At 59.9% G+C, this 21,566-nt stretch carries 19 protein-coding genes and 4 tRNA genes; 14 read left to right on the forward strand and 9 right to left on the reverse strand.

Annotated elements, in window-relative coordinates; translation table 11 throughout:
- Nucleotides 1-60: 60 nt before the first annotated feature.
- The 6 genes from IE093_RS00855 to folD form a co-directional block, all read right to left on the reverse strand.
- Nucleotides 61-297, reverse strand: a complete 237-nt coding sequence (locus IE093_RS00855) for a DUF2789 domain-containing protein (RefSeq protein WP_189465018.1) — start codon at nucleotides 295-297, stop codon at nucleotides 61-63.
- 79 nt (nucleotides 298-376) lie between these two features.
- The gene (locus IE093_RS00860; protein WP_189465021.1) at nucleotides 377-1,420 is read right to left on the reverse strand and encodes an asparaginase; all 1,044 of its coding nucleotides are present in this window, start codon (nucleotides 1,418-1,420) and stop codon (nucleotides 377-379) included.
- A 137-nt stretch (nucleotides 1,421-1,557) separates the two neighbouring features.
- Nucleotides 1,558-1,920, reverse strand: coding sequence for a flagellar protein FlaG (locus tag IE093_RS00865; protein ID WP_189465024.1), 363 nt, complete (start codon nucleotides 1,918-1,920; stop codon nucleotides 1,558-1,560).
- Between the two features lie 127 nt (nucleotides 1,921-2,047).
- On the reverse strand, nucleotides 2,048-2,773 hold the full coding sequence (mtnN, locus tag IE093_RS00870) for a 5'-methylthioadenosine/S-adenosylhomocysteine nucleosidase (protein WP_189465027.1): 726 nt from the start codon (nucleotides 2,771-2,773) through the stop codon (nucleotides 2,048-2,050).
- 204 nt (nucleotides 2,774-2,977) lie between these two features.
- Nucleotides 2,978-3,448 carry an S-ribosylhomocysteine lyase gene (locus tag IE093_RS00875; protein WP_189465029.1) on the reverse strand — a complete coding sequence of 157 codons (471 nt, stop codon included), beginning with the start codon at nucleotides 3,446-3,448 and terminating at the stop codon, nucleotides 2,978-2,980.
- Between the two features lie 56 nt (nucleotides 3,449-3,504).
- Nucleotides 3,505-4,377, reverse strand: a complete 873-nt coding sequence (folD, locus tag IE093_RS00880; RefSeq protein WP_189465033.1) for a bifunctional methylenetetrahydrofolate dehydrogenase/methenyltetrahydrofolate cyclohydrolase FolD — start codon at nucleotides 4,375-4,377, stop codon at nucleotides 3,505-3,507.
- 199 nt (nucleotides 4,378-4,576) lie between these two features.
- On the opposite strand from folD, the gene IE093_RS00885 reads away from it, so the two are divergent.
- The 11 genes from IE093_RS00885 (at nucleotide 4,577) to IE093_RS00935 (ending at nucleotide 15,049) form a co-directional block, all read left to right on the forward strand.
- Nucleotides 4,577-4,653: transfer RNA gene (locus IE093_RS00885), tRNA-Pro, on the forward strand.
- A 68-nt stretch (nucleotides 4,654-4,721) separates the two neighbouring features.
- Nucleotides 4,722-4,798: transfer RNA gene (locus IE093_RS00890), tRNA-Arg, on the forward strand.
- 48 nt (nucleotides 4,799-4,846) lie between these two features.
- A tRNA-His gene (locus IE093_RS00895) sits at nucleotides 4,847-4,921 on the forward strand.
- 80 nt (nucleotides 4,922-5,001) lie between these two features.
- Nucleotides 5,002-5,076, forward strand: a tRNA-His gene (locus tag IE093_RS00900).
- A gap of 265 nt (nucleotides 5,077-5,341) precedes the next feature.
- Nucleotides 5,342-6,700 carry a trigger factor gene (gene tig / locus IE093_RS00905; RefSeq protein ID WP_189465037.1) on the forward strand — a complete coding sequence of 453 codons (1,359 nt, stop codon included), beginning with the start codon at nucleotides 5,342-5,344 and terminating at the stop codon, nucleotides 6,698-6,700.
- Nucleotides 6,701-6,862: 162 nt separating this feature from the next.
- Complete coding sequence (gene clpP, locus IE093_RS00910; RefSeq protein ID WP_189465040.1) at nucleotides 6,863-7,483, forward strand: ATP-dependent Clp endopeptidase proteolytic subunit ClpP; 621 nt, start codon at nucleotides 6,863-6,865, stop codon at nucleotides 7,481-7,483.
- 75 nt (nucleotides 7,484-7,558) lie between these two features.
- The gene (gene clpX / locus IE093_RS00915) at nucleotides 7,559-8,839 is read left to right on the forward strand and encodes an ATP-dependent Clp protease ATP-binding subunit ClpX (protein ID WP_189465042.1); all 1,281 of its coding nucleotides are present in this window, start codon (nucleotides 7,559-7,561) and stop codon (nucleotides 8,837-8,839) included.
- 150 nt (nucleotides 8,840-8,989) lie between these two features.
- Nucleotides 8,990-11,398, forward strand: a complete 2,409-nt coding sequence (gene lon, locus IE093_RS00920; RefSeq protein ID WP_189465046.1) for an endopeptidase La — start codon at nucleotides 8,990-8,992, stop codon at nucleotides 11,396-11,398.
- 177 nt (nucleotides 11,399-11,575) lie between these two features.
- Nucleotides 11,576-11,848: a nucleoid-associated protein HU-beta gene (gene hupB / locus IE093_RS00925; protein ID WP_189465048.1), complete on the forward strand. Its 273-nt coding sequence runs from the start codon at nucleotides 11,576-11,578 to the stop codon at nucleotides 11,846-11,848.
- 210 nt (nucleotides 11,849-12,058) lie between these two features.
- Entirely contained in the window at nucleotides 12,059-13,879 is a 1,821-nt protein-coding gene (locus IE093_RS00930; protein WP_189465051.1) for a SurA N-terminal domain-containing protein, read from the forward strand.
- Between the two features lie 108 nt (nucleotides 13,880-13,987).
- Entirely contained in the window at nucleotides 13,988-15,049 is a 1,062-nt protein-coding gene (locus IE093_RS00935; RefSeq protein WP_189465054.1) for a CobW family GTP-binding protein, read from the forward strand.
- Between the two features lie 7 nt (nucleotides 15,050-15,056).
- Here the strand turns inward: IE093_RS00935 and IE093_RS00940 are convergent, their stop codons facing one another.
- Entirely contained in the window at nucleotides 15,057-15,806 is a 750-nt protein-coding gene (locus IE093_RS00940) for a UDP-2,3-diacylglucosamine diphosphatase (protein ID WP_189465056.1), read from the reverse strand.
- A gap of 68 nt (nucleotides 15,807-15,874) precedes the next feature.
- Nucleotides 15,875-16,384: a peptidylprolyl isomerase gene (locus IE093_RS00945; protein WP_189465060.1), complete on the reverse strand. Its 510-nt coding sequence runs from the start codon at nucleotides 16,382-16,384 to the stop codon at nucleotides 15,875-15,877.
- Between the two features lie 164 nt (nucleotides 16,385-16,548).
- Here IE093_RS00945 and IE093_RS00950 point away from each other — a divergent pair, with 164 nt between their 5' ends.
- On the forward strand, nucleotides 16,549-18,228 hold the full coding sequence (locus IE093_RS00950) for a glutamine--tRNA ligase/YqeY domain fusion protein (protein WP_189465063.1): 1,680 nt from the start codon (nucleotides 16,549-16,551) through the stop codon (nucleotides 18,226-18,228).
- A 1-nt stretch (nucleotide 18,229) separates the two neighbouring features.
- Complete coding sequence (cysS, locus tag IE093_RS00955) at nucleotides 18,230-19,630, forward strand: cysteine--tRNA ligase (protein WP_189465066.1); 1,401 nt, start codon at nucleotides 18,230-18,232, stop codon at nucleotides 19,628-19,630.
- On the opposite strand, the gene IE093_RS00960 is transcribed toward cysS, so the two are convergent.
- The gene (locus IE093_RS00960) at nucleotides 19,618-20,595 is read right to left on the reverse strand and encodes a DUF1853 family protein (protein ID WP_229803131.1); all 978 of its coding nucleotides are present in this window, start codon (nucleotides 20,593-20,595) and stop codon (nucleotides 19,618-19,620) included. The two genes, cysS and IE093_RS00960, sit on opposite strands and share 13 nt — an antisense overlap.
- Before the next feature lie 60 nt (nucleotides 20,596-20,655).
- On the opposite strand from IE093_RS00960, the gene osmF reads away from it, so the two are divergent.
- Nucleotides 20,656-21,558, forward strand: a complete 903-nt coding sequence (gene osmF, locus IE093_RS00965) for a glycine betaine ABC transporter substrate-binding protein OsmF (protein WP_422730958.1) — start codon at nucleotides 20,656-20,658, stop codon at nucleotides 21,556-21,558.
- The last annotated feature ends 8 nt before the right edge of the window (nucleotides 21,559-21,566 follow it).

Genomic DNA, 21,566 nt, shown 5'->3' on the forward strand with positions numbered 1-21,566 from the left:
TGAAGCGCTCGATGGGAACATTACCATCGGGTGCTTCACATGGCTGAGTGGGAATTCAGGTCAGGGTTTGCGTAGCGACGCATCGAGGTGGTCTACCACCTCGGCCCAGTCGGCGTCTTCTTCTAAGGCATCGCGCAGGAAGTTGGCCTGGGCCTCATTCCAGAAAGGGGCATCGGCCAGCGCGATGTCGCTGGATAGTGGGGCGTGGCGCTCGATGAATTGCTCGATGGATGCCGGGTCGTCGGGCAGGCCAAGTTGCTCGAAGAGTTCGCTGAAGTGATGAACGGATGGTTCCATGAAGGGCTCCGGGCTGCTGGTAAGACATTTCTCTAATCTAGTTTTAGTTCCTATGTGGCCGGCCTGCCCGGTTCGAGCCTCATCGCTCGCCCACTAGAGGGGTGACGAAGCGTCGGCGACGCTCTTCGGTGGGAAGTGGTTGCGCAAGCAAGTGAATCATCTTGCTCATCGCGGCTTCGGGGGTCATGTCGTCGCCGGACAGGACGCCAGCATCAGCGAGGCCGCGTCCGGCGGCATAAGCCCCTATGGCGATGCTGCCCTGGGGGCACTGGCTGATGGCCACCAACAGCTTGCCTTCCCCGGTGGCTTTGGCCATGACGCCCAGCAGGTCGGGATCTTCCGGGATGTTGCCACCGCCCCAGACTTCCAGCAAAGCGCCCCCAACATGTTCATCATCGAGCCAGGCGGCCAGTTGCCGGGCGTTGATCCCTGGCCAGAGCGCGATCCTGGCTGCCGGTGTGGCGGTCAATGCCCGATAGTCTGGAAGCTCGAAGCGAGGCGCTCCGCGTTGCTGGGCATTGAGTCCGCGTTGAGAGAAAAGAATCGGGTGGTGGTCGACGACTTCGCCCAGCCAGGGATAGTTTGGGCTGGTGAAGGCGTCCGTGGCTTGTGTGTGCCATTTTCGTGCGCGTACGCCGCGTAACAGCTTCCCGGCGAAACACACGGCGACTTCCTGCAGTTCGGGCAGGGAGGCGAACCGCAGGGCGTCTTCTACATTGCCGAGGGCATCGCTCGCCGGGGCTTCCAGTGGAAGCATGGCGCCGGTCATGACCACGGCTCTGTCGATGCCCTGCAGTTGGAAGGCCAGGCTGCTAGCGGTCCATGCCAGGGTGTCGGTGCCGTGCAGGATGACGAAGCCTTGGTAGTGTGCATGCCGTGAAGCGATGAGGGCCGCCAGGTCCTGCCAATCTCCGGGAGTGGCTGCGCTGGAATCGATGGGGCAAGGTGTTTCGAGGATTTCGAAGGCGGGAAGTGATGCCTGGCGTGCGGGAGGTAAGGATCGCAAGGCTTGGGTGAGGCGGTGGGGGAAGTCGTGGCCAGGAGTCAGCCCTTGCGGTCCTTCGACCATTCCAAGAGTGCCACCGGTATAGATGACGAGCAGTGGTTGTTGTGCCTGGGGCATCGAGACTCTCCTGTGCGGCGTGCTTGACGGTAAGGCGCCATGATAGCCGAACGAAAGCGCCTGATGGGGATTCCATCAGGTGAGGTAGGGCAGGTGGGCGCGCCTGTGTGTGGCCGCGGCGAGTGTCCGGCGCTGGGTTATGCTTCCAGGTGAATCAGGCGACCCTGCAGCGCGCTCAACGATTCGGCGATGCGCAAGACTTCCTCGGCTGGAATCTGGCGAATGACTTCTCCGCTCTCGCGATCGATGATGCGGGTCACGGTGCGGTTGTCGTATTCGTTGACAAGGAACTCGACGCCATAGGGGCGCATGGCTTCGTTGATCCGGATGAGCGGTTCTACCAGTTCGCCGGTGGTAGGTGTTTCCGCAGGGCCAGTAACCGCGTCCGATTCGGGAAGAGGCACTTGGGCCTTGCCGAGTTGCGCAAGAGCGCTGTCCAGGCGCTGCTGGACGCTCAGTCCCTTGGTGGCTTGGCTGATGTCATTGATCAGATCGCTCATGATAAACCCTCCCTTTCCCTGACCGTAGTGGGTGTCATTGTTTCGCTATATCGACCGGTCGCGGGAAAACTTGAGGGGTTGCCTGGCGGTGCCATCAAGCGCTTCGATGGCACCGGAAAGGGTGGGCTCAGACCTTGCTCGGTACCGTTGCGGAAGTGGCGAGGCGCTGCACCATGGCTTCTACCATGCGGGCCGAGTGCGTGGCCGCTTGGTCGATGAAGCGCTTGAACGACAGATTGGACTCCTTGCCGGCGATATCGGACAGGGCACGAATCACCACGAAGGGGCAGCCATAGAGGTGGCAGGTCTGTGCTATGGCAGCGGCTTCCATCTCGGCAGCAAGCATGGTTGGGAAACGTTGCCGAGCGAGAGCGACGACGGCAGGATCGGCCATGAAGATATCACCGGTGGCGATCAGTCCCTCTGTCACGCGCAGTTCGTCCATGTCCTCGATACATTCCCGGGCCACATTCACCAGGCGCGGATCTGGATAATAGGCCGCTGGCATCTTGGGTACCTGGCCGTGCTCGTAGCCGAAAACCACGGCGTCGACATCGTGGTGGCGTACTTCCGTGGAGATCACCACGTCGCCGACTTCGAGATGGTCGCCAAAACCGCCAGCCGAACCGGTATTGATCACCGCTTCAGGGTGATACATGTCGAGCAGCAAGGTGGTGCCGACGGCGGCGTTCACCTTGCCGATACCCGATTGCAGAATCGCTACCTCGACACCATGCAGGTGGCCGAGATGGAAGGTCGAGCCGATGTGCTGGCGTGTCTGGCAATCTTCCAGGCGTGAAGCCAGTAGGGCGACTTCCTCGGCCATGGCGCCGATGATGCCGATTTTTTTCATGCTAAAGGTTCCTGTTCAGCATGGTGGGTGTTTTCATTAGCTACGAGCTACGAGCTACGAGCTACGAGCTACGAGCTACGAGCTACGAGCTACGAGCTACGAGCTACGAGCTACGAGCTACGAGCTACGAGCTACGAGCTACGAGCTACGAGCTACGAGCGTTTCTCTGCCGGTGGCATATGGCTTTTGCGGGTGAAAGCCTGGTCAGGAGAAGACCTGGGTCCACTCGTCACGCTTGGCGAGGAAGCCGCGTGCGATATCCTTGGCGCCTTCCAGGCTGTGGCTGGCAGCCCAACCACACTGCATCTCGTTGCATGCTGGCACTTCATCGGCTTCCAGCACGTCGTTGAGCGTCTTTTCCAGCAGGTTCAGTACGTCTTCGTAATCGTCATGATTGATCAAGGCGACATAGAAGCCGGTCTGGCAGCCCATGGGGCTGATGTCGACCACCTTGTCGCTGTGGTTGCGCGACAGCTCGGCCATCAGATGCTCCAACGAGTGCAGTGCGGGCATTTCCATGTGTTCCCGATTGGGCTGGCAGATGCGCATATCGTACTTGTGGATGGCGTCGCCGTGTTCCCCGGTCTTGACGCCGGCCAGGCGCACATAGGGTGCCTTGACCTTGGTGTGGTCGAGATTGAAGCTTTCCACGTTCATCTGTGGTTGTTCGCTCATGACAGGGCCTCGCAGCGCAAGTTGAAAAAGGGTGGGCGAAGGGCGCGCATTCTAACTCAAGGCGCTCGATCCTGCATGGCGTCGTGCAACTCCGCGGCGAACAGGGTGTTTTCCAGTAGCGACGCCACGGTCATGGGGCCGACTCCGCCAGGAACTGGCGTGATGTAGCTGGCGCGTTGCGCGGCAGGCTCGAATTCCACGTCGCCCACCAGGCGGCCGTCTTCTTCCCGGTTGATGCCCACGTCGATGACGATCGCTCCTTCCTTGACCCACTCGCCCTTGACCAAGCCGGGTTTGCCGACCGCCACGACCAGCAGATCGGCATTCCTGACGTGAGCTTCCAGGTTGCGAGTGAATCGGTGACAGACGGTGGTCGTGCAACCGGCCAGCATCAGTTCGAGCGACATGGGGCGTCCCACGATGTTGGAGGCGCCGACGACGGTGGCGTCCATGCCGCGGACCTTGAGCCCGGTTTCCTGGAGCAGGGTCATGATGCCCTTGGGTGTGCATGGGCGAAGCACCGGTAGCCGTTGTGCCAGGCGACCCAGATTGTATGGGTGAAATCCATCGATGTCCTTGTGCGGCAGAATGCGTTCGAGGATTGGGCGGGGGTCCAAGTGCTCGGGCAATGGAAGCTGGACCAGGATGCCGTCCACCGTGGGGTCGGCGTTCAACTCATCGACGAGAGCCTCGAGTGCCCGCTGTGTGGTGTCGTTGGGCAACTGATGTCGAAGCGAGGCGATGCCAACTTCTTCGCAGGCGCGATGCTTGTTGCGCACATAGACGTCAGAGGCCGGGTTGTCTCCCACCAGGATCACGGCAAGTCCGGGCGTTCTCGCTCCAGCCTGGCGTCTGGCCTCGACTTGTCGGGCGACCTGTTGGCGTACATGAGCGGCAATGGCCTTGCCATCGATCAGTTGGGCGGTCATCAACATATCCCCTGAAGTGGGCGGCAGCATGGAAAGAAGGCATCGATTTTCGCATGACCGGCCGAACAGTCAAAGCGTTGAGAGGGCGAATCGAGCGTGACGGTGTGGCTAAGGACTTGACCGACGGAGAAAGATACGTAGAATACGCCTCGCACTGACGGGCCAGGTGGCCATACGTCAAGGCCGTGCAATATGCCGGCGGGGTGTAGCGCAGTCTGGTAGCGCGCCTGCTTTGGGAGCAGGATGTCGGGGGTTCGAATCCCTCCACCCCGACCACAACCGGTTGATTTTGTTTGTATATTCTTATCAGTTGGTTGCAGGCAAGAGGTTTGAGGCCGTAGAATGCGCCCATAGCTCAACCGGATAGAGCAACGGCCTTCTAAGCCGTAGGTTGCAGGTTCGAGTCCTGCTGGGCGTGCCATCTCTGATGGTCGCAGTCGGCAGGTATCTTGAACCGAGTGTCGATATGGTGGATGTAGCTCAGTGGTAGAGCCCCGGATTGTGGCTCCGGTGGTCGTGGGTTCGATCCCCATCATCCACCCCATTTCAGCGGCACTTGATGTTTGTTTGAATGAGAGACGCTCTGTGTCCAGCTGATGTCGGTGTCTCGAGTTTCGTGTAGTGGTGGATGTAGCTCAGTGGTAGAGCCCCGGATTGTGGCTCCGGTGGTCGTGGGTTCGATCCCCATCATCCACCCCATTACACGGATGCTGTCGTCGGTTTCCTTGGTTTCTATCCTCGTTGCATCTCTTTCTATCCTGTGCATCGTACACTTCGGGCGACTATCGTGTCCGGGGTGATGTCTGTGCTGGATTCCAGCTCGATGCTCCCTTGTGTCCCGGCATTCCGCCCCCATGGTGAGGGTATGGCGCGCTTGCCAGCGCGTGGCGAGGTTCTTAGAATTACCCTTTTGATCCTTCAATGCATTCCATAGAGAACGCCCCCAGTCGGTAGAGGACTATTCATGCAAGTTTCCGTCGAAACGACCTCCCAGATCGAACGCCGTGTCACTGTGCAAGTGCCGGCGGATGAGGTCGACCAGGCCGTCACGGCCCGCCTCAAGGACACCGCCAAGAACGTCCGTCTTCACGGTTTCCGTCCGGGCAAGGTGCCGATGGCCGTGGTTCGTCAGCGCTATGGTCGCGACGTGCGTAACGAGGTGGTGGGCGAACTGATGCGTGAGCGCTACGTTCAGGCCATCACCCAGGAGAGTCTCAATCCCGCCGGCTATCCACGGATCGAGCCGACCGTCAATGAAAGCGGTAAGGACCTCGAGTTCGTTGCCACCCTGGAAGTCTACCCTGAGGTCGCGCTCAAGAGCATCGAGGGCGCCGAGGTTGAGCGTCCCGTGGTCGAAGTGAGTGACGCAGATGTCGAGCAAATGATCGAAACCCTGCGCAAGCAGAATGCTTCCTGGGAAGTGGTCGATCGTGCCGCTGAGGATGGCGATCAGGTCACCATCGACTTCCAGGGCTTCCTGGGAGACGAACCTTTCGAGGGTGGCCAGGCCGAGAACCATGAGCTGGTGTTGGGCTCCGGCAACTTCATTCCCGGGTTCGAGGATCAGTTGGTCGGTGTCAAGGCCGGTGACGAGCCCGAAATCAAAGTGACCTTCCCCGAAGACTATCAGGCTGAGAACCTGGCCGGTAAGGAAGCGACCTTCAAGGTCAAGGTTCACAAGGTCAGCGCACAACAGCTTGCAGAGCTCGATGCAGACTTCATCAAGCAGTTCGGCGTGGAGGATGGCGACCTCGAGAAGTTCCGTGCCGAGGTCAAGAAGAACATGGTTCGCGAAGCCGACCAGGCGGTCGACAACCGTGTCAAGCAGCAAGTGCTCGAGGCATTGAAGAATGCCAACGAGATTCCCGTGCCTCAGGCGCTGGTTCAGCAGGAGACCGACGGCCTCAAGCGCCAGGCGGCTCAGCAGTTTGGCCTGGGTGAGGATTTCGATGTCTCCCAATTGCCCAACGAACTGTTCGCCGAGCAGGCCAATAGCCGTGTTCAGGTTGGACTGTTGCTGGCCGAGGTGATCAAGGTCAATGAGCTCGATGCCAGCGACGACGAGATCAAGGCCAAGGTCGAGGAACTGGCCCAGCAATACCAGGAGCCGCAGCAGGTCATCGACTATTATCTGGGCAATGAACAGCTCAAGAGCCAGGTCAAGTCGTCTCTCCTCGAAGAGAAGGCTGTCGACACGCTGCTCGAACAGGCCAGCGTCAAGGATGTCAAAATGACATATGAGCAGGTGCTTCAGGCGGCGCAGCAGGCGCAGGGCGACGAAGAGGCCGCCGAGGAAGCTTCCGAAGACGACGCCAAGGCGTGACTGGTCGGGTCCGGGTAATGCTGCGGCCAGGCCCGGCTTAAGCCGGGCCTGGTATTATGGTTTAATGAAGGCAGGGTCCGCGTCGACGGCGGCGCGGTTTCAGTCATCGGGTAAGGAAAGGCTGCCTGTGGGCAGTGTTTCCGCAATTAGGACGCCAAACAGATGAGCAACGAGTTCGATATTCAAAATGCCGGCGGCCTGGTGCCGATGGTGGTCGAGCAGAGCGCTCGCGGCGAGCGGGCCTACGATATCTATTCCCGCCTGCTCAAGGAACGCGTGATCTTCCTGGTCGGGCCGGTGGAAGATTACATGGCCAACCTAGTGGTGGCTCAGCTGCTGTTTCTCGAGTCCGAGAACCCCGACAAGGACATTCACCTGTACATCAATTCTCCGGGTGGCTCGGTGACGGCCGGGATGTCCATCTATGACACCATGCAGTTCATCAAGCCCGACGTGTCGACCGTGTGCATTGGTCAAGCGGCCAGCATGGGAGCGCTGCTTCTAACTGGTGGTGCCGCTGGCAAGCGTTTCTGCCTGCCCCACTCGCGAATGATGATCCATCAGCCGCTGGGTGGCTATCAGGGGCAGGCGTCCGATATCGAGATCCATACCAAGGAGATCCTCAGTATCCGCCACAGGCTCAACAAGATCCTGGCGCATCACACCGGTCAGGATATCGAGACGATCGCTCGGGACACCGACCGTGACAACTTCATGGATGGCGCCCAGGCGGCCGAATACGGCTTGATCGATGCCATGCTGGATAAGCGTCCGGCTTCCTGATAGCGTAAATTCAAGGCGCATCAGAATAGGCAACTCCTGGCGGCTTGAGGCCGCCTTCCGTTAAGAGGTACGCGAATGGCCGACGGCAAAGGCAAGGACGAGGGTGGCAAGCTGCTGTACTGCTCGTTCTGCGGCAAGAACCAGAACGAAGTGCGTAAGCTGATAGCCGGACCGTCCGTCTATATCTGCGACGAGTGTGTCGATCTGTGCAACGACATCATTCGCGAGGAAGTTCTCGAGGCCGATGCCGAGGGCGACGAAGACCGCTTGCCGACCCCGCGTGAAATTCGTCACACCCTCGACGACTACGTGATTGGCCAGGACCGCGCCAAGATGGTGCTGTCGGTTGCGGTCTACAATCACTACAAGCGTCTGCGCGCCGAGGTGAAGTCCGACGATGTGGAACTGGGCAAGTCGAACATCCTGCTGATCGGGCCAACCGGTAGCGGCAAGACGCTGTTGGCCGAAACCCTGGCTCGCTTGCTGAATGTGCCCTTCACCATTGCGGATGCCACGACGCTGACCGAGGCGGGGTATGTCGGTGAAGATGTCGAGAACATCATCCAGAAACTATTGCAGAAATGCGATTACGACGTCGATAAGGCGCAGAAGGGGATTGTCTACATCGACGAGATCGACAAGATTTCGCGCAAATCTGACAATCCTTCCATCACCCGCGACGTATCGGGTGAGGGTGTCCAGCAGGCGTTGCTCAAGTTGATCGAGGGTACCACGGCGTCGGTACCGCCCCAAGGTGGCCGTAAGCATCCGCAGCAGGAGTTCCTGCAGGTCAACACCGGCAATATTCTGTTCATCGTGGGCGGAGCCTTTGCCGGGTTGGACAAGGTGATTCGCGATCGTGCCGAGAAGGGTGGTATCGGGTTCAACGCCACGGTCAAGAGCAAGGAAGAAGGCAAGGGCATCGGCGACGTGCTGGCCGGTGTCGAGCCAGAAGACCTGGTCAAGTTCGGTCTGATCCCCGAGTTCGTGGGGCGTCTGCCGGTGATCGCCACCTTGACCGAGCTTTCCGAGGATGCCTTGATTCAGATTCTCACCGAGCCGAAGAACTCCCTGATCAAGCAGTATTCCAAGCTGTTCGAGATGGAGGGGGTGGAGCTGGACTTCCGCGAGGATGCCCTGCGAGCGGTGGCGGCCAAGGCCATGGCGCGCAAGACCGGGGCTCGTGGCCTGCGTTCTATCCTTGAGTCCGTGTTGCTCGACACCATGTACGAGATCCCGTCCCTGGAAGGCGTCACCAAGGTGGTCATAGATGAGTCGGTTATCGCTGGTGAGAGCGAGCCGCTGCTGATCTATTCACATCAGGAAGAGAGCAAGGTGGCAGGCAAGGACGGTTGACAATCCGTCGAGCAGCTTGAGGAAGGGGCCGCCCAGCGGCCCCTTTTCATGTGCCGATACAATAGCGGGCGCTTGACGGGGGCGCCTTGCAAATTGCCGTCCACGCCCCCATCACCTGAGTAAATCCCGATTCGTTGAGGAACGTCTGCGATGCTGCAGAACGCCGAACAGACCCTGAGTCTGCCCTTGTTGCCCCTGCGCGACGTGGTCGTCTATCCGCAGATGGTCATCCCACTGTTCGTGGGGCGCGAAAAGTCGATCCAGGCCCTGGAAGCGGCCATGGAGGCCGATAAGCGGGTACTGCTGGTCGCCCAGCGTGAGGCCGGCCAGGATGACCCTGACAGCACCGACTTGTTCAGTGTGGGCACGGTGGCCGAAATCATGCAACTTCTCAAGTTGCCGGATGGGACCGTCAAGGTCCTGATCGAAGGCACCTCGCGTGCCGATGTTGGCAAGATCACCGTCGTCGACAGTGGCTACAGTCGGGCCGAAGTGACGATGCGCGAGAGTGAGCCGCTGACCGAGCGTGAGCGAGAGTCGCTGGTCCGGGTATTGCTCAACCAGTTCGAGCAATACGTCAAGCTGTCCAAGAAGGTGCCTAACGAGGTGCTCAACTCTCTCTCCGGCATCGAGGATCCTAGCCGTCTGGTGGACACCATCTGTGCCCATCTGTCGTTGAAGATCGATGACAAGCAGCAGTTGCTGGAGATGGATCGAGTGCGCGATCGAATCGAGCACTTGATGGCGCTGATCGAATCCGAGATCGACCTGTTGCAAGTCGAGAAGCGGATTCGCTCGCGAGTCAAGGATCAGATGGAGAAGTCCCAGCGCGAGTACTATCTCAATGAGCAGATGAAGGCCATCCAGAAAGAGATGGGCGAGCTCGAGAACGTGCCCAACGAGGCCGAGAAGTACGAGCAGGCCATCAAGAATTCTGGCATGCCCAAGGAGGCCGCCGAGAAGGCCAATCAGGAACTTGGCAAGCTGAAGATGATGGCGCCGACTTCGGCCGAGGCCACGGTGGTGCGCTCTTACCTCGACTGGCTGATTTCAGTGCCATGGAAGAAGCGTACCCGCGTCAAGCACGACCTGGTGCGAGCTGCCCAGGTACTGGACGAAGATCACCACGGGCTCGAGGAGGTCAAGGAGCGCATTCTCGAGTACCTGGCGGTGCAGAAACGCGTCAAGAAGCTCAAGGGGCCGGTGCTGTGTCTCGTCGGCCCGCCGGGGGTGGGCAAGACCTCGCTCGGTCAGTCCATCGCCAGGGCCACTAACCGTAAGTATGTGCGCTTGGCGCTCGGGGGTGTTCGTGACGAGTCCGAGATCCGCGGTCACCGTCGGACCTACATTGGTTCATTGCCAGGCAAGCTGATCCAGCGCATGAGCAAGGCTGGGGTCAAGAACCCGCTGTTCCTGCTCGATGAGGTCGACAAAATCGGCATGGATCATCGTGGCGACCCTGCCTCGGCACTGCTCGAGGTACTCGATCCGGAGCAGAACGACAAGTTCAGCGACCATTACCTGGAGCTGGACTACGATCTTTCCGAGACCATGTTCATTTGTACCGCCAACTCGATGAACATTCCCGGCCCGTTGCTGGACCGCATGGAGATCATTAGGCTCCCGGGTTACACCGAAGATGAGAAGTTGGCCATCGCCAAGCGCTACCTGGTGCCCAAGCAGTTGAAGGCCAACGGCTTCAAGGCCGATGAGCTGGCGTTTTCCGATGAGGCCTTGCTTGAGCTGATTCGCTACTATAGTCGTGAAGCCGGAGTGCGCGAGCTCGAGCGCCAGATTGCAAAAGTGTGCCGTAAGGTGCTGCGCGAGTGCCTGGAAGCCGAAAACAAGGAAGGGGCTCAGGCTCCCCGTACCGTGACGGCCGACGAGGTCGAGACGTATGCTGGGGTGCGCCGTTATAGCTATGGCCTGGCCGATCAGGACGATCAGGTTGGGCGAGTGACCGGTCTGGCCTGGACCTCCGTGGGAGGGGAACTGCTCAACATCGAGTCGGTGGTGACGCCAGGCAAGGGGCGGATCAACAAGACCGGCTCGTTGGGCGACGTCATGAAGGAGTCGGTCAGTGCCGCACATACAGTGGTGCGGGCACGAGCCATGATGTTTGGCATCGATCCCGAACGGTTCGAGAAGGAAGATCTGCATATCCACGTGCCGGAGGGCGCCACGCCCAAGGATGGTCCCAGTGCCGGTATCGCGATGGTAACGGCCATGGTGTCGGCTTACACCGGGCGCAAGGTGCGCTGCGATATCGCCATGACCGGTGAGGTCAACCTGCGTGGCGAGGTGATGCCCATCGGTGGTTTGAAGGAGAAATTGCTGGCCGCTCGACGCGGTGGTATAAAGACAGTGCTAATACCCGAAGAGAACCGCCGTGACCTCAAGGAGGTACCGGATAATATCAAGGATGCGTTGGATATCAGGCCCGTTCGATGGATCGATGAAGTCCTGGAAGCGGCATTGGCAGGAAAGCCGGAGATTGAAGGTGACGAAAAGCGACCCGATACCCCTGCTTCTTCCCGCTCGATAATCAGTACGCATTAGTGATAATTGCCCCATCATGGTAAAGGGAAAACCCCGTCATGATGGGACTCGGCGCTAAGGGTTGCTTGACAGGCGTTTCATCGCATTGCTATAAATTGCGCCTTGCCATGATCGTGTAAGCCGCCCGAAGATAGCGCCGATTAGTAATCAATTTCCGTAACAGTCAAGGGGTGAAGTGTGAACAAATCCGAGCTGATTGAAGCCATCGCAGCGTCTGCCGATATTCCCAAGGCAGCCGCTAGCCGTGCACTCGATGCCATGGTCGAGAGTGTTACTGAGAGCCTGAAGAAGGGTGACACCGTGTCTTTGGTGGGCTTTGGAACCTTCTCCGTCAAGGAGCGTGCCGCGCGTACCGGACGCAATCCTCAGACTGGACAACCGATTCAGATCAGCGCTGCCAAGGTGCCTAGCTTCAAGGCTGGCAAGGCGCTCAAGGACTCGGTCAACTAAGACGCTGACGCGTGGTCAGCGGGCAAAGTGGCCCGTCAATAGGCGCATCGCGATAGCGGTGCGCTTTTTTGTTATGGGTCGTTCGAACTACAAGCCGTGACCACTTTATCCCATATATTCCGGTGATTGGCAGCGTCGAACCTTGGCTTCGGCACTGACCTGCCGGGTATAATATGTCGTGATTCGTGCCAATCTTCAGCCGAGGCCAGCATGCTGCAAAGTATTCGGGACCGCTCCAAGAGTTGGGGCGCCAAGATCATTATCGGATTGATGGTTGCCGCCATGGCCCTGTTTGGGGCGGATGCCCTGGTGGGATTCTTTACCAGCGGGGAGAATGACGTGGCCAAGGTCAATGGCCAATCCATCACCCGCCAGCAAGTCGAGCTGGAGGTTCAGCGTGCCATTCGCAGTGGCCAGGTACCGCCGGACCAGGAGCGGGCCCTGCGCAACCAAGTGCTGAACGAACTCATCACTGTCTCACTGCTGGACCAATACACCGATGATGGCGGTTTGCATCTTTCCGAAGAGCAGCTCGATCAGGTGATCGTGTCATTGCCGGAGTTCCAGGATCAGAATGGGCGCTTCTCCCAGGATCTTTTCCGTAATCGTCTGGCTAGTGCGGGTTATACCCCTATGTCGTTCCGTCAGGCACTGCGTGTCGATATGCAGCGCCAGCAACTGCAGCAGGGGTTGGCATTCAGCGATTTTACCTTGCCTTCCGAGCGCGAGCGTTTGGGTGAGTTGCAGCGCCAGACTCGCAGCTTCCGCTATCACATCCTGAGTGCCGAGGATCTCGAGGCTCCCGTCGAGGTTAGCGAGGCCGAACTCAAGGCCTACTATGAGGCCAATGCGCAGGACTATCGGCGTCCTGAGCAGGTGCGGCTGAAATACGTCGTTGTCGATCGCCTTCAGATGGCCGAGCAGGCGGAGGTTGATGAGCAAGCGCTCCGCAGCGCCTATGAGCGTCGTGCCGATAATGCCGAGCGCCGCGTGTCGCATATCATGGTGACCTTCGATGGCGAGCGCAGCCGGGAGGAGGCCCGCGCCCGCCTCGAGGAAGTACAGGAGCGTCTCGCTGCAGGCGAAGACTTCGCTACACTTGCGGCGGAATATTCCGATGACGCTTCCACGGCCGATGAAGGTGGGGATCTCGGCGTCATCAGCCGCGGCTTTTTTGGCGACGCCTTCGAGGAGGCCGCTTTTTCACTGGATGTGGGGCAGGTGTCCCCCATCGTCGAGACGGACAATGGCTTGCATCTCATCGAGGTAACCGAGCTCGATATGCCGTCTTTCGAGGAATTGCGTGACGAATTGCGTGACGAAGTGGCTCTGAGTGCGGTCGGCGATGAGTTCAACCAGCGCGTGCAACGTCTCATCGATGAGAGCTTTGCCGCCGACGATCTGAAGAGCGTAGCCGAAAGTCTCGGTCTTGAGCTTCACGAAAGTGATTGGGTGTCTCGTGATGGGGGAGAAGCCATTCTGGCCGAGCCAGGCGTCATGGATGCCGCTTTCAGTAGCGATGTGCTCGAGGATGGTTTCAACAGTGAAGTCATCGAGCTCGACGAGGATCGCCGTATGGTGCTACGGGTTGCCGATCATCGTGAGGCTGCCGTTCTCGACTTCGCCGTGGTGCGTGATCAGGTGATGGCCGCGGTGAAGGTGAGCAAGCAACGGGATGCTCTGCTCGAACTCGCGCGAGCACGCGTGTCGGCCCTGCGTGACGGTGAGGCGCCTGCATTCGAATGGCAACGGGCGGACAGTGTCAGCCGCCAGTCGGGGAGCGATATTCCCCCTGCCGTGCGCCGGGTGGCATTCCGTTTACCGCATCCCCAGGGTGACGAGCCAGTCTACGGCCATGCCACACTCGGCAATGACGTGGCGATCATCGCTCTCGATGCAGTAGATTCGGGTGATGTCGATGAGCAGTATGAGGGCATCGCGGTGCAGATGGCGGAGCGGTTACGTGCCCAGGCGGCCATCCAGGCACTGCTCGACGATCTCCGCAGCAAGGCGGAGATCGAGCGACTCTGATCCGCTGTCTCGGCGCCAATAGCATGAACGCGCGGTAGCTTGATGCCGCGCGTTTTTTTCAAGATACAATGTTATGATGTAACAGTTTCTGCCGGTAGCGAGGCTTGCATGACGACGAACGAGAGCAGGGTTCCAATACCCGTGCACGTGATCACCGGCTTTTTGGGTAGTGGCAAGAGCACTCTGATTCGCCATTTGGTTGCCCATAAGCCGCGTCATGAGCGTTGGGTGATCGTCATCAATGAGTTCGGCCAAGTAGGAATCGATCAGGCGATGTTCGAGGAGGACGACGACGTCATCGTCAAGGGGCTGCCAGGGGGATGCATGTGCTGCCAGCTGGCCTTCGTTCTGCAGGCTTCCCTGGTCAACCTGATCCACCGCCATCGTCCCGATCGCCTGATCGTCGAGCCATCGGGGTTGGGGCATCCGGCCGGGCTGCTCGAAATGCTGCGCGGAGAGGCCTTCGCCGATGCGCTGCAATTGCAGGAAGTCATCGCCTTGCTCGATCCCCGGCGCCTCGACGATCCGCGTTCTCGTGAGCATGACACCTTTCAAGATCAACTGCTGATCGCCGATGGGGTGGCGCTGACCATGACGGATCTGGCCAGCCGCGAGCAACGCCAGGCCGCATGGCGCTATCTCGAGAACATGTGGCCGCCCAAGCGCTGGGTGCTGGAAGCCTGTCATGGGCGCATGCCTGTCTCCCTGCTGATCGAGGGCCATCGTCATGCGCGCGAAGTCGAGATGGACGCTCATCCGGGAGCTAATGCTCATCGCATCTTGCGCAATACGGCGCCACTGGTCAGCCTGGACGAGTACCGTTATCGCGAACCAGCCCCTGGCAAGCCGATATGTGAGCGGGCCGAGTCGCTGGGACATGCCAGCCTGGGCTGGCGCTGGCATCCCGACGATCGTTTCTCACTCGATGCCTTGACGGTATTGCTGGATCGCTTGCCGCCGGAGTTGCGCATCAAGGGAGTACTACATACCGATGCCGGCTGGAAGCTCTACAACCGGGCCGACGGACGCGCCACCCTGACGTCCAGTGTCTGGCGACGCGATTCGCGCCTGGAATTGATTGGGCCGCCACCGCAACTGCCCCTGGTCGAGAGGCTGGAGGCGCGCCTGGCGGCTTGTAGGGACGATGCATCGGCCCAGGATTCTTGTTAGAACGTACTTAGCCGTGAAGCGGGAAGTCCTGGAGCTTCGGCGATCGGCCATCCTCGACACGGACCTCCCAGCCACGCCCGGGCCGCCAGTCGCCGAGCACGATGCGACTGGCGGGGGCGCCGTTGACTTCGAGTGTGTGAACGGCTGGGCGGTGCGTGTGGCCATGGATCAGGGTGTGCACGTCGTGTTCTTCCATGACTCGCACGACTTCCTCGGGGGTGACGTCCATGATGTCCTCGGCCTTGTTGGATACGGCCTCGCCGGATTGCATACGCAGGCTCTTGGCCAGTTCCAGGCGCTGTTCGATCGGCATTGCCAGCACTTGGGCCTGCCATTGTGGGTTGCGGGCCTGTTCGCGGAACGCCATGTAAGCGGTGTCACGGGTGCACAGGCTATCACCGTGCATCAACAGGACCCGTTCGCCGCCAAGCTCCACGACGCTCGGTTCGTCGAGAAGGGTCAAGCCGGCGTCGGCGGCGAAGCGTTCGCCGAGCAGGAAATCGCGATTGCCGTGCATCAGGTATAGCTTGGTTCCCCCGTCGCTCACCCGTCGTAGAGCACCGGCGACACGTTCGGCCAGTGGCGCCATGCCGGGGTGGTCGAGAATGTCGTCGCCGATCCAGGCCTCGAAGAAGTCACCGAGAATGTACAAGACATCGGCGTTGCGGGCATGGTCGTCGAGATAGGCGAAAAAGCCGTTGGCGATCTCGGGAGTATCGGCGTCCAGGTGGAGGTCGGAAATCAGCAGGGTGGTCATGGCGGGCTCTCGCATCGGGCAGAACGCAATACGCCCGCTGGCGCGGGCGTTTTAGACTTGGATGAGGCTCAGACGTCCTGGACGTCGTCCTTGAGATAGGCGCGCTGGATCACCACGTCGTCGGCGGGGACATCGGCATGCATGCCGCGGCGAGTGGTGGGGACTTCCTTGATCCTCTCCACCACGTCCATGCCTTCGACCACTTCGCCGAACACACAGTACCCCCAGCCCTGAAGGGTCTTGGCGCTATGGTTGAGGAAGTCGTTGTCGGCAACGTTGATGAAGAACTGCGCGGTAGCCGAATGCGGATCCTGGGTACGTGCCATGGCCAGGGTGCCGGTGCGGTTCTGCAAGCCGTTGTCGGCTTCGTTTTCGATCGGCGCGCGGGTTGCCTTCTGCTCGAAATTGGTATCGAAGCCACCGCCCTGGACCATGAAACCGTTGATCACCCTGTGGAAGAGAGTGCCATCGTAGTGACCGTCGGTCACGTATTGTTGGAAGTTCGCGGCGGTCTTCGGCGCCTTGTCGAAGTCGAGCGCGATAGTGATATCACCGAAGTTGGTCTGCAGAACGATCATGTCGAAATCCTGAAAGCTATTGAGTGGCGCGCCTTGGCGTAGCGCGACTGCGTCACGCTATAATAGCCGTTTTGCAACGGCACGCGAAGCCGGAGCGAGTCACGTGGCTCGCGGCACGGCGCGTCGCCAGCCATCGCGAGCAACCAGAGGTTCCTAGACGCCCCATGAGCAATGACAGCACCAGCGCCCCGAACTTCATTCGCAACCAGGTTCGTGAAGAAGTCGAAGCGGGCAAGGTCGATACCATCGTCACGCGGTTCCCCCCGGAGCCCAATGGCTTCCTGCATATCGGCCATGCCAAGTCGATCTGCCTGAACTTCGGACTCGCCGAGCAGTTTGGCGGTGACTGTCATCTGCGATTCGACGACACCAACCCCTCCAAGGAAGAGCAGGCCTATATCGACGCCATCAAGGAGGACGTGTCCTGGCTGGGCTACCAGTGGGCGGGGGGCGTGCGTTTCGCTTCCGACTACTTCGACCAGCTCTATGAGTGGGCACAGTATCTGGTGCGCGAAGGCAAGGCCTATGTCGACGATCTCTCGCCGGATGAGATCCGCGAGTATCGCGGCACCTTGACCGAAGCGGGCCGACCCAGCCCCTATCGCGATCGCTCGCCCGAGGAGAACCTCGACCTGCTGGAGCGCATGCGCGCCGGTGAATTCGCCGAGGGTGAGAAAGTATTGCGTGCCAAGATCGATATGGCGTCGCCCAACATCAACATGCGCGACCCGATCCTCTATCGCATCCGCCATGCCCGCCATCATCAGACCGGCGACAAGTGGAAGATTTATCCCTCCTACGATTTCACGCATGGCCAGTCGGATGCCATCGAGGGCGTGACGCACTCGATCTGCACCCTCGAGTTCGAGGATCATCGCCCACTCTACGAATGGTTCCTCGACAACCTGCCGGTTCCGTGCAAGCCGCGTCAGATCGAATTCGCTCGGCTGAACCTCAACTATACCTTGACCTCGAAGCGCAAGCTCAAGCTGCTGGTGGACGAAGGCATCGTCGACGGCTGGGACGACCCTCGCATGCCGACCATTTCCGGTATGCGTCGGCGTGGCTATACGCCGGCTTCGATCCGCAAGTTCTGTGAGATGATCGGTGTGACGCGTGCCGATGGCGGCCTGGTCGATATTGCCATGCTCTATCACGCGATTCGTGCAGACCTGGAGGACAACGCTCCGCGCGCCATGTGCGTGCTCAAGCCGCTCAAGGTGGTGCTCACCAACGTGCCAGAGGATCACGACGAGGTCTTCGAAGTGCCTGGCCACCCGGCCCGCGATGACATGGGTACACGCAAGTTGCCGTTCACCCGTGAGATCTGGATCGACCGTGATGACTTCATGGAAGAGCCGCCGAAGAAGTTCTTCCGTCTGGCTCCCGGCAAGGAAGTCAGGCTGCGTAATGCCTACGTGATTCGTTGCGACGACGTGATCAAGAACGATGCCGGCGAGGTCACCGAGCTACGCTGCTCGGTGGATTTCGATACGCTGGGCAAGAACCCCGAAGGTCGCAAGGTCAAAGGGGTGATTCATTGGGTCAGTGTGGCCCAGGGCGTGCCGGTGGAAGTGCGGCTTTACGACAACCTGTTCCAGGTCGAATCGCCAGACAAGGACAAGGATACCGACTTCCTCGAGCACCTCAGTGCTGAATCGCTGATCACCCTACAAGGCATTGCCGAACCCAGTCTGGCCGGGGTGAAACCTGAGTCACGCTTCCAGTTTGAACGTGTCGGTTATTTCTGTGCCGACCGCCATGCTTGCCGTGAGGATCACCTGGTATTCAATCGTACCGTGGGACTCAAGGACACCTGGGCGAAGATTCAGAAGAAGGGCTGACATGCAAATCTACAATACCCTGACAAGGCGCAAGGAAACGTTCGAGCCCCTGGAGCCGGGCAGGATTCGCATGTACGTGTGCGGCATGACCGTCTACGACTATTGCCACCTTGGCCATGCCCGGGTGATGGTGGCCTTCGACGTGATCACCCGCTACCTGCGGGCCCGGGGCTATGACGTCACCTATGTGCGCAACATCACCGACATCGACGACAAGATCCTCCGGCGTGCCGAGGAGAATGGCGAATCGATCGCCAGTCTGACCGAACGCATGATTGCCGCCATGCATGAGGACGAAGGCCGGCTGATGGTGCTTCGCCCGGACCAGGAGCCGCGCGCCACCGGCCATATCGTCGAGATCGTCGACATGATCGGAAGCTTGATCGACAAGGGCTATGCCTATGCGGCGGACAACGGCGATGTCTATTACCGAGTCAGGAAGTTCGCCGACTACGGCAAGCTCAACAATCGCGATCCTGATGAGATGCGCGCCGGTGCCCGCGTCGAGGTCGACGAGCATAAGGAGGATCCGTTGGACTTCGTGCTGTGGAAGGCGGCCAAGCCCGGCGAGGCCAGTTGGTCATCGCCCTGGGGCGAGGGCCGTCCCGGTTGGCATATCGAGTGCTCGGCGATGTCGACTTGCTGCCTGGGCGAGACCTTCGACATTCACGGCGGTGGCCCTGACCTGACCTTCCCGCACCACGAGAATGAGATCGCCCAAAGCGAGGCGGCGACCGGCAAGCTCTATGTCAATACCTGGATGCATGCCGGTGCGGTACGCGTCAATCAGGAAAAGATGTCCAAGTCGCTGGGCAATTTCTTCACCATTCGCGACGTGCTCGAGGCCCACGACCCGGAAGTGGTGCGCTACCTGCTGGTTGCCAGCCACTATCGTAGCCCGATCAACTATGCGCCGGACTCCTTGGGCGAGGCGCGCAAATCGCTGGAGCGTTTCTATACCGCCTTGGAAGGTGTGGTGCCGCAAGAAGGGGCGGTCGATGTGCGCTTCGACCAGCGCTTCGTGGCCGCCATGGATGACGACTTCAATACTCCCGAAGCGCTGGCGGCATTGTTCGATTTGGCCCGCGAACTCAACCGAGCCAAGAAGGAAGCTCCCGAACAGGCCCCGGCCTTGGCCTTTGAACTGAAGCGCCTGGGTGGAGTTCTGGGCCTGTTCACCCAGGACCCGTCCACCTTCCTCAAGGGCGGTGGTGAGGCACTGCCGATCAGCGAGGCTGAAATCGAAGCGCGTATCGCGGAACGGGCAGCGGCCAAGAAGACCAAGGATTTTGCCACGGCGGATCGCATCCGTGATGAATTGGCGGAACTCGGCATCGTGCTCAAGGATAGCCGGGAAGGCACCACTTGGGTGTTCGAGACGCCAGCCACTCAGGACGATTGAGTCGCTAGACTTGGCGGCAGCGGTATCTGGTCTGGCCAGTCGTTGCCGGTCACGAACACGCGACGCCAACCTCGCTCGGGGCCATAAAGTCCGAGGAGCAGGGGTGGGCGTGGCAGGCTGAAATGGTAAGCAAGCTGCGCGTTCAGATCGGATAGCGGGTGCAGGGTGCTGCGTGGTGGCGGTGCCAACCAGTGAGGCTTGCGCAACACGATGCCTTGGGTACCGGCTGGCAATTGACGACGAAGCGCTGGCCATTCTTGCCAAGTCAGCCACTCGCCCCTCAGGTGGTTGGCACGGGCCCCCCGAGGGGGTGGCATATCGTGTCGCCAGGGATAGAAAAGGATTCCCGGTAATGCGAGTCGTTGGCTGACTCTCGCGTCGGCTTCGCCCAGCATGTCGGCGAGTTGCCGTTGTGCCTGGGGTGAGTTGGCCAGCGGGAGTTGATGTCGTTGCAGGTGCTGGTACTTGATGGCCAGGCTGTCAGCGCAACCGGGGCCGATCCAGCGAGCCTGGCTTGTGGCCTCACCCGGCCCCTCAACCAAGCCTAGATAGAACTTGATGGCGACCTCGAGATGGATCGGCTCGGGAGTGCTGCCGTTGCGGTAGATCAGGTCCAATTCCCCGAGGGTGCGTTTGTCCTCGACGATGGGCAGGTTGTGCGCCACCAGGTGCGTGCCAGGCGCTTCGGAGAGCAGGAATTGCCATAGCCGTTCATGATAATGGCCTAGTCGTCCTCGACGGCTGGCGCCGATACGCGCCGTCAGGGTATGCGGGGCGCGTTCGAGTGCGTCCAGCCAGGCGGCAAGACGACCTCCTTCCAGTCCCAGCTCCTTCAAATCAGGGCGTGCGAAGCCAGGCGTCTCGAGTACGTCCGGGGCTGCGATCAACCAAGCCAGGTCTCGAATCAACGGATGTCGGTAACGCTCCCAGAGCGGGAAGCGTTGATCGCTCGTCTGACACATCATGATGTCTTCCTTATACTGACATCACATCATTACACCGGAGTGGTCTCGATGAACAGGACAATGGGCTGGATGGTGGCGAGTATGGCGGGTGCTGTGTTGTCACTTGGGGTCGCTCAAGCCCAGGAGCCGGTCGTGGTTGCATCGAAGATCGATACCGAAGGATCGGTGTTGGGAGAGTTGATTCTGCAGGTGCTAGAAAACAACGGTATCGAGGTCGAGAACCGCTTGCAGCTCGGGACCACCAGTATCGTGCGCGGTGCCATCCTCTCGGGTGAGATCGATATCTATCCGGAATATACCGGCAATGGCGCTTTCTTCTTCGACCGGCAGGACAGTGATGTGTGGAAGGATGCCGAGCAGGCCTATCAGGAGGTCAAGCGCCTGGATGCCGAAGCCAACGGACTGGTCTGGCTGACGCCCGCCGATGCCAACAACACTTGGGCGATGAGCGTGCGAGGCGATCTGGCCAGAGAGCACGGGCTGCAATCTCTCGAGGATCTCAGCGAATATCTGGCGCAAGGCGGTGAGTTCAAGTTCGCCGCTAGTGCCGAGTTCGTCGAATCGCCATCCGCGCTGCCGGCTTTTCAACAAGCCTATGGTTTCGAGCTGTCCCCCAATCAACTCGTGGTCCTGTCGGGCGGCAACACGGCGGCGACCATGCGTGCCGCAGCGTTGCAGACGGATGGTGTCAATGCCGCTATGACCTATGGCACCGATGGTGGTCTCAATGCCCTGGATCTGGTGGTACTCGAGGATACCCTTGGAGTGCAGCCAGTCTATCAGCCAACCCCCGTGATACGTGAGTCGGTGCTCGAAACCTACCCGCGGATCGAGTCTCTGCTGTCACCGGTGTTCGAATCCCTCGACCTCGAGACACTGCAACGCCTCAACGGCGAGGTCGCCGTGGGCGGGGCCGACCCGAGCCAGGTCGCTGCCGACTATCTCGATTCACTGGATCTCTGATAGCGTCG

The sequence above is a fragment of the Litchfieldella qijiaojingensis genome, from assembly GCF_014651875.1.
GTDB classification, from domain to species: Bacteria; Pseudomonadota; Gammaproteobacteria; order Pseudomonadales; family Halomonadaceae; genus Litchfieldella; species Litchfieldella qijiaojingensis.